Source organism: Allobosea sp. CER48 (genome assembly GCF_044752385.1).
GTDB lineage: Bacteria > Pseudomonadota > Alphaproteobacteria > Rhizobiales > Beijerinckiaceae > Allobosea.
Genome location: NZ_JBIWYK010000135.1, coordinates 1 through 7,304 on the forward strand (window position 1 = coordinate 1; position 7,304 = coordinate 7,304).

General features: G+C 67.8%; 7 protein-coding genes. 3 read left to right on the forward strand and 4 right to left on the reverse strand.

Annotation, left to right across the window (positions count from 1 at the left end):
• On the reverse strand, nt 1-526 hold a 526-nt coding region (locus tag ACIPIA_RS07330), incomplete at its 3' end, for a cold-shock protein (protein ID WP_400508098.1).
• Between the two features lie 186 nt (nt 527-712).
• On the opposite strand from ACIPIA_RS07330, the gene ACIPIA_RS07335 reads away from it, so the two are divergent.
• Nucleotides 713-1,342, forward strand: coding sequence for a LysE family translocator (locus ACIPIA_RS07335; RefSeq protein WP_400508100.1), 630 nt, complete (start codon nt 713-715; stop codon nt 1,340-1,342).
• A 6-nt stretch (nt 1,343-1,348) separates the two neighbouring features.
• Here ACIPIA_RS07335 and ACIPIA_RS07340 read toward each other — a convergent pair whose 3' ends face one another.
• Nucleotides 1,349-2,104 (reverse strand): SIR2 family NAD-dependent protein deacylase, encoded by a 756-nt coding sequence (locus ACIPIA_RS07340; protein ID WP_400508102.1) that lies wholly within the window; start codon nt 2,102-2,104, stop codon nt 1,349-1,351.
• Between the two features lie 105 nt (nt 2,105-2,209).
• Here ACIPIA_RS07340 and ACIPIA_RS07345 point away from each other — a divergent pair, with 105 nt between their 5' ends.
• The gene (locus tag ACIPIA_RS07345) at nt 2,210-3,394 is read left to right on the forward strand and encodes an aminotransferase (protein WP_400508104.1); all 1,185 of its coding nucleotides are present in this window, start codon (nt 2,210-2,212) and stop codon (nt 3,392-3,394) included.
• A 3-nt stretch (nt 3,395-3,397) separates the two neighbouring features.
• On the opposite strand, the gene ACIPIA_RS07350 is transcribed toward ACIPIA_RS07345, so the two are convergent.
• Nucleotides 3,398-3,790, reverse strand: a complete 393-nt coding sequence (locus ACIPIA_RS07350) for a hypothetical protein (protein WP_400508106.1) — start codon at nt 3,788-3,790, stop codon at nt 3,398-3,400.
• 260 nt (nt 3,791-4,050) lie between these two features.
• Between ACIPIA_RS07350 and ACIPIA_RS07355 the strand changes: the two genes are divergently transcribed.
• Nucleotides 4,051-5,025 (forward strand): VOC family protein, encoded by a 975-nt coding sequence (locus tag ACIPIA_RS07355; RefSeq protein WP_400508108.1) that lies wholly within the window; start codon nt 4,051-4,053, stop codon nt 5,023-5,025.
• A gap of 18 nt (nt 5,026-5,043) precedes the next feature.
• On the opposite strand, the gene ACIPIA_RS07360 is transcribed toward ACIPIA_RS07355, so the two are convergent.
• On the reverse strand, nt 5,044-6,573 hold the full coding sequence (locus ACIPIA_RS07360) for a UxaA family hydrolase (protein WP_400508110.1): 1,530 nt from the start codon (nt 6,571-6,573) through the stop codon (nt 5,044-5,046).
• Nucleotides 6,574-7,304: the final 731 nt, after the last annotated feature.

Genomic DNA, 7,304 nt, shown 5'->3' on the forward strand with positions numbered 1-7,304 from the left:
TCTGTCCCGGGATCAACTCGACCAGGCCGTAGCGGCGCAAGGTTTCCATGTGCACGAAGACGTCGGGCGCCCCTTCGCCCTTCGAGACGAACCCGAAGCCGCGCAGCCGGTTGAACCACTTGACGACCATGCGCTCGAGCCCGCTGGTCGGCGTGACCTCGACATTGGTGCGCGCCATCGGCATCTCGGAGGGATGGCGACCGGCCGAGGTATCGATCGAGAGTACGCGCACCGCCTGGCGGCCGCGGGACTTCTCGATCGCTTCGAGCACGATGCGAGCGCCTTCCGCTATCGTGTTGAAACCATCACGCTTCAGGATCGTGACGTGCAACAGGATGTCGGCGCCTCCGGTCTCCGGAACGACGAAGCCGTAGCCTTTGGAGACATCGAACCATTTGACGTAGCCGGCGATCTCGACGGGGATTTCCGTCGCATGGCTGCTCGGTCCATCGAGCCGCACGATGCGATTGAGCGACTGGATGGGCCCAACCGGTGGCCGCCCGCTCTCGCCGAATTCGTCGGACATCTGCCGCTCACCCCCAACGCGCAACTCTTGATTCGTGCCATCAGGATAACACTGCTGTGGCTTCGGGCTACAGCCCGCAATAGGCCGTCCACATCATCGCATCGGACGGCTGCATGCGCCGTGCTGATCGAATCGGAGGCAGCGTGCTAACCTCCGGCCTTCATCGATCAATTCTGCCGAGGCACCATGCCGGACCTGTCCACGCTCGCGCTCTTCACGGCCGCGGCAGCGGTCCTCACGGCCACGCCGGGCCCGGACATGCTGCTGATCGCCTCCCGCAGCCTCAGCCAGGGGCGGATCGCGGGTCTCCTGACCTATGCCGGCATCGCCATCGGCAGCTACCTGCAGGCTTTCGCCGCCGCTTTCGGCCTCTCCCAGCTCTTCATCCTCGTGCCGACGGCCTATGACGTGCTGCGCTGGCTGGGCGCGGCCTATCTCGCCTACCTCGCCTGGACGACGCTGCGCTCGCAGGCGCCACTTTTCGCGCCGGGCCATGTGCCGGCCGTATCGCTGCGCCGGATATTTCTGCAGGGCCTCTGGACCAACCTGCTCAATCCGAAGATGGCGCTTTTCATGCTCGCGCTGCTGCCGCAGTTCCTGAAGCCGGAAGCCGGTTCCATCGTGCTTCAGGTGATCGTGCTTGCGACGATTCTCAATGCCATGGGCCTCCTGACGAACGGCATCGTCATCCTGGCGGCGAGCCGCATCGGCCGCGCACTGGCGAGCCGCCCGGCGCTGGCTCGCCTGCCGCAAAGGCTGATGGGCGCCGTGTTCGGCGGACTGGCCGTCAGATTGGCCCTCGCCGCGCGCGACTAGCGCCTCTCAGCCAAGCAGCGGCCTCAGGGCCGCGCCGCTCTCGGCACGGATGACGAGATCGGCGATCGGGTCGAGATCCGTGGGCTCACGGTTGAGGATGACGAGCTTCGCTCCCTGCCGCTTGGCGATCACCGGCAGCGTGGCGGCCGGATAGACCACCAGCGACGAGCCGACCACCAGGAACAGGTCGCATTCCAGCGCCAGCGCCTGCGCCCGCATCATCGCGTCCTGCGGCATGGCCTGGCCGAAGGAGATCGTCGCCGACTTAACCGGCCCCGCGCACATGATGCAGCTAGGGGGCTCGCCCGTCGCCTCGAAGGCGGGGCGGATCGCCGCCAGTTCGTGCCGCCAGCCGCATGTGAGGCAGGTCGCATAGGTACCGTTTCCGTGCAGCTCGATCACCTGCTGGTCCGGCACGCCGGACGCCTGGTGCAGGCCGTCGATGTTCTGCGTCACGATTGCGGGCGAACGCCGGTCCACCACGAGCTTCGCCAGTGCTTGATGGCCGATATTGGGCCGGGCATCGCGGTAGTGATCGTCCATCGCGAACTTGCGGCGCCAGGCCTCGACCCGCGCCTCGCGGCTCTGCACGAAGGCCTCGAAGGGGATCGGCTTGTTGACCATCCAGGGCGAACCGGGCGATCGGAAATCCGGCACCCCGGACTCCGTCGAGATCCCCGCCCCCGTGAAGCTGATGACGCTGTCTGCCCGGTCGAGCATCGCGTGGAGCTCGGCGATCGCGTCCTCGGTCTCGTCCTGCATGGCCCGCCTGCTCGCTTGAATGGAAGCCGTCCAGATATGGACCGTGCTTGCGACGCTTCCAAGGCGATTGACGGAACGAGGCGCACGCCGCAAACCAGTCCGATCATGCCGAAATCTGCGTCCGCCATGCTCAATCCCGATCTCATCGACACCGGCACGCCGCCGATCCCGGAGGCTCAGGGCTGGGCGCGCGCATATGACGGGCGCTTTGGCCCCCTGGTCGACCTGTCGCAGGCCGTGCCCGGCGCGCCGCCGCCCATCGCCCTGCTCGACAAGCTTGGGGAAGCGGCGGCCGATCCCGTGGCCACGCGCTACGGCGGCATCACCGGCGACGCCGCCCTGCGCGAGGCCTATGCGGCGGAGATCTCGCGGGTCTATGGCGCACCCTTCGCGCCCGGCGAGGTCGCGGTCACCTCGGGCTGCAACCAGGCCTATGTCGTGACGATGATGGCGCTGGCGCGCGCCGGCGACAACGTGTTGCTGCCGACACCCTGGTACTTCAACCACGAGATGACGCTGACCATGCTCGGCGTCGAGGCCCGCCCGCTGCCCTGTGCGCCGGAAGCGGGCTTCGTGCCGGATGTCGCGACGGCCGAGGCCAGGATAGACGCCCGCACCCGCGCAATCGTGCTGGTCACCCCCAACAATCCGACCGGCGCGATCTACCCGCCCGAGACGATCGCTGCCTTTGCCGAGCTCTGTGCGCGGCGTGGCATTTGGCTGGTTCTCGACGAAACCTATCGCGACTTCCTGCCTTCGGCGGCCCCGAAACCGCATGAGGTCTTCGGCGCAAGCCGCTGGCGGGATTCCGTGATCGGCCTCTACAGCTTCTCCAAGGCCTACGCCGTTCCGGGCTGGCGCCTGGGCGCGATCACCGCCGGCGAGCCGGTGCTCGCCCAGATCGGCAAGGTGCTCGACTGCGTCCAGATCAGCCCTGTCCGCGCCGGGCAGGCCGCCGTCACCTGGGGCATCGACGGCATCCGCGACTGGCGCGAGCGCAACCGCGCCGAGATCAACGAGCGTGCGGTGCTGTTCCGCCAGGCGATGGCGCCGCTGAACGATTGGCGCGTGCTCTCGGCCGGTGCCTATTTCGCCTATGTCGCCCATCCCTTCGAGGGTGCGCGGGCAGCCGATGTCGTGCGCAGGCTGGTCGAGGAGCGCGGCGTTCTCGCCCTGCCCGGTCCCTATTTCGGTCCCGGGCAGGAGAACCATCTGCGCATAGCCATCGCCAATGTCGCGGCCGAGCGGATCGGCGAGCTCGGCGACCGGCTGAAGGGCTTTTCGCTCTGATCGCTACCGGAACAGCGCGGCGTAGCAGCCCCGATAGGCATAGAGCAGCAGGAGACCCAGCCCCGTCATGACGAGCGCGACGGGCAAGCCTTGCGGGTTCAGCACGAGGTGGAAGAACACGATCACCGCCATGATCGGCGCAAGCAGGGCGAGGCCAAAGGCCGGCGCGACATTGAACAGCAGGCTCAACCCGCCGGCGAGATTGACCGTCTTGACCATCGGCCAGACGAAGCCGGAATTCTGCAGCGCCGCCTCGAAGGCGAGCCCGCGCTCGCTCGTCGGAGGGTGGATCAGATTCGTTCCGGTCGCCAGCCACCAGAAGCCGTCGACGGCGCTGACCAGGAAAAGCAGCCCGAGCATGACGCGCGGGATCGTAACGAGAAACACGGTCTTCATGATGTCTCCAACCGATGACGGAGAAACCGCCGCGCCTCGATGATCGCGTCGGCCCGGAGCTTGGTCGCGGCACGCGCCACATCGGTTCAAGGCGCTGCGCGAATTCAGGCCGCCCGCCTGCCCTGCCGGAGCTCGTCCCCGAAGGCGACGGCACGAAATGCCGCCCATGGCAACCCGCCCACGCGCTTGTGAGATGCACCTCGCGGGATTTCGTGGCCTTGAGACGGGATCGTTTCAACACCGTCCAAGCAGCCCGAGCGATGAACAGCGCCCTCACCCGCCGCACCTTGCTGCAGCTCGCCGGAACCTCCTGCCTCGGGAGCGCGGCCAGCCGCGCCGCCCGCGCCGAGGGCGGCCCTGTCGCAGCGCCGGCAGCGGGACCGGGCTTTGCCAGCAAGACGCCGATAAGGATCGGTGCCGCCGCCCTCAAAGTGCGTGATATCGAGCGGGTGACGAACTACTACCGCGATGTCATCGGGCTTACAGTGCTGGCGCGCGGCGCAGCCTCCGTCACGCTCGGCACGGGCGAAGGCGCCCTGCTCACCCTGGAGCCGCGCCCGGACGCGGCGCTCGAGCCGCCGACCGCCGCCGGTCTCTTCCACATCGCCTTCCTTATGCCGAGCCGGCGGGATCTCGCGCGCTGGCTCGTCCATGTCGCGCGCAACCAGACCCCTCTGACCGGCTTTGCCGATCACAGTGTCAGCGAAGCTGTCTACCTCGACGACCCCGAGGGCAACGGCATCGAAGTCTATGCCGACCGTCCTTCCGAGCTGTGGCGCTGGGAGGACGGCCGCGTCGTGATGGGCACCCGCCGCCTCGACGTCGACGACATCCTGTCGCTGACCGACACCCGCGCGAGCGACTATGCCGGGGCGCCGGACGGGTTGCGCATCGGGCATGTCCATCTGCGCGTGGGCGACGTCGATGCGGGAGACCGCTTCTATCGCGATCTGCTGGGCCTGGCGCCGACCAGCCGGCGCGACACGGCGAGCTTCCTCTCGTCCGGCGGCTATCATCACCATCTGGCGCTGAACACCTGGAACAGTGCCGGCGCCGGGCGGCGCGACGACGGGCGCACCGGCCTCGCCTGGTTCTCCTTGATGACGGGCAAACCGGAACTGATGACGGCTCAGGCCGATCGCCTGACCGCCGCCGGCATCGCGACGACGGCGCTCTCCGGCGGGTTCGAGAGCCTCGACCCCTGGGGCACGCGCGTCAGGCTGCTGCAGGGCTGAGCGCGCCCTGCCGCCCCCTCACATCGTCGCGCCGATCTGCCAGGGCACGAACTCGGCATCGCCGTAGCCGAGCTGTTCGGACTTGGTCTTCTCGCCGGAAGCCACCTTGAGCAGCTTCTCGAAGATCTCGCGGCCCTTCTGCTCCAGCGAAACGCCGTCGAGCACGTCGCCGCAGTTGATGTCCATGTCGTCGATCATCTTCTCGTAGATCGGCGTGTTGGTGGCGAGCTTGAAGGACGGCGTCGGCTTGCAGCCATAGGCCGAGCCGCGGCCGGTGGTGAAGGCGAGGATGTTGGCGCCGCCGGCCACCTGCCCCGTCGCCGCGACCGGGTCGTAGCCGGGCGTGTCCATGTAGACGAACCCCTTCTCCTTCACCGGCTCGGCATAGTGATAGACCGCCGAGAGTGTCCTGGTGCCGCCCTTGGCCGCCGCGCCCAGCGACTTCTCGAGGATGGTGGTGAGCCCGCCCGCCTTGTTGCCCGGCGAGGGGTTGTTGTTCATGTCCATCCGCGCGCGGGCGGTATAGTCCTCCCACCACTTGATGATGCCGACGAGCTTCTCGCCGACCTCGCGCGTCGCGGCGCGGCGCGTCAGGAGGTGCTCGGCACCGTAGATCTCCGGCGTCTCCGAGAGGATCGCCGTGCCGCCATGTTCGACGAGGATGTCGACGGCGGCGCCCAGCGCCGGGTTGGCGGTGATGCCGGAATAGCCGTCAGACCCGCCGCACTGCAAAGCCAGCATCAGCTCGGAAGCCGGCACCGTCTCGCGCACGGCCTTGTTGGCGATCGGCAGCATCGTCTTCAACGCGTCGATACCGGCGGCGACCGCCTTCTTCGTGCCGCCCGTCTCCTGGATCGTCAGCGTGCGGAAGATGTCGCTCTCGGTGATGCCGTAGGCTTCCTTCATGCGGCTGATCTGGAAGCCTTCGCAGCCGAGGCCGACGACGAGGACCGCCGCCATGTTGGGGTTGCAGGCATAGCCCCAGGTGGTGCGCTTCAGCACCTCGAAGCTCTCGCCGTTGTAGTCGATGCCGCAGCCGGTGCCGTGGGTCAGCGCGATCACGCCGTCGACATTCGGATAGTCGTCGAGCAGCCCCGAACGCTTCACCTCCTCGGCCATGAAGCGCGCGGCCGAGGCCGAGCAGTTCACCGAGGTCAGGATGCCGACATAGTTGCGCGTGCCGGCCTTGCCGTTGGCGCGGCGGAAGCCCTCGAAAGTCGCCTGCTGCTCCACCGGAAGAATGAACTCGGGCTTCGCCTCGGCCGCGAAGGCGTAGTCGCGATCGAAGGCGTGGAAGCCGGTATTGTGCTCGTGCACCCATTCGCCCGGCGGAATGTCGGCCGTGGCGAAGCCGATGATCTGGCCGAACTTGCGGATCGGCTGGTCCTTGGCGATCGGCGCGATCGCCATCTTGTGCCCGCGCGGAATGCGCTTCAGCGCTTCCACGCCCGCCGCGGTCACGCCGGCATCGACCGGGTCGACAGCGACGACGACGTTGTCGGCGGCATTCAGCTTCAATGTGCGGGGCGGCGCTGATTTGTCGAGCATGGCGAAAACCGAAACCTCAAGCGCCGCGATGGCAGCGCGTCGTCTCTAGACATGCGCCCAATGGAGCGCGTTTTCAATCGGTTCAAAAGAACGAACCGGCATGCGGCACGCTCAGCCTTGGCTGCCGGGCACGGGCTTTCGCCCGCCCTCCGCCGGCGCGCGGGCGCTTCGATTCAGGGGGCAGCGGAGCGCCGCGAGGCGCAATTGGCAATAGGGCCGCATCCATTGAGCCAGGATGCGGCGCGGAAGGATTGAGCCACCTTCCGCACGCCCCGTGGCGCTCCGCTCGTCGGCGATTTCGGACTACGGGCCGCGCTTTTTCGGGCGGGCGAGCCTGACATGCCGTCCTGCGGCCTCAACGCCCCATCGGGTGCGCCAGACCGCGGTGCCGAACATGGCCGCTTCCGCCAACCCATCCAGCGAGCTCCTCGCGCAGGGGCCGTAATACCCCCAGGGCGGTTCCCGAAGCCTCCCGGGAGTGGGTCGTAACTCCACCCGCAGGCGCCGAACCTCCTCCCGCCATTGGCATACCTCCGGATGGCTGCCCCTCAGGGATGAGGTGCCCAGAAGATAGGCGAGACGGCGGACACCGGGGACAAGTCCATGCGGCAATCCCCGGTGCCGTTCACGCGATGCACCACTGCAGCGCGCGGAGAACCCCTCTCCCGAATGGGGAGAGCGGCAGGGGTGAGGGCCTGCCATCTGCCGTCGAGGCGCAGCGTCGACCGTCG